The organism is Capnocytophaga canis (assembly GCF_000827555.1).
Classification (GTDB): Bacteria; Bacteroidota; Bacteroidia; order Flavobacteriales; family Flavobacteriaceae; genus Capnocytophaga; species Capnocytophaga canis.
Genome location: NZ_CDOI01000011.1, coordinates 1 through 556 on the forward strand (window position 1 = coordinate 1; position 556 = coordinate 556).

1 protein-coding gene is annotated in these 556 nt (G+C 34.9%); it reads right to left on the minus strand.

Going from position 1 to position 556, the window contains the following annotated elements:
• On the minus strand, positions 1-206 hold a 206-nt coding region (locus tag CCAND38_RS01130; protein ID WP_042343125.1), incomplete at its 3' end, for an ATP-binding cassette domain-containing protein.
• Positions 207-556: the final 350 nt, after the last annotated feature.

Below are 556 nucleotides of genomic sequence, written 5' to 3' on the forward strand. Positions count from 1 at the left end.
AGGTAGGCAATAGTGAAATCTTTGGGATACGATACTCCTCCTCTTGAAGGTTCACGCACACCAGCCAGTATTTTGAGTAGTGTCGATTTTCCTGCCCCATTTTTTCCCATAAGGGCTATTCTGTCCTTTGGATTGATAACAAAAGATACATCCGAAAAAAGTGTAGTGCCGCCAAATTCTACGGCTAATCCGTTTACTGAAAGCATGATTATTGAGTTGAAAAAGGCAAAGATACACCATTAAATCTGATTTGCAAAAGAAGTTTTTTGAAATGCTTTCGGAGTAAAATCTTTATTTCAGAGTAGATGTTTTGATAGGTTTAGGATTCAAAATTAGGTTATAGATGTAGTGTATAACAGTTGTATTAAGCTGAAATATAGATGGTTGATACTGTAATTTTATTATATTGCAAAAAACTTCGATTTTCCTATTTGGATATTTTCCAAAAATTAGATAATCGAAGTTTTATATAGTAAAAATTTTGATTATTAGATGTGTATCACCTCGTCGTAAGCAGCTGCTACGGCCTCCATAACAGCTTCACTCATCGTCGGGG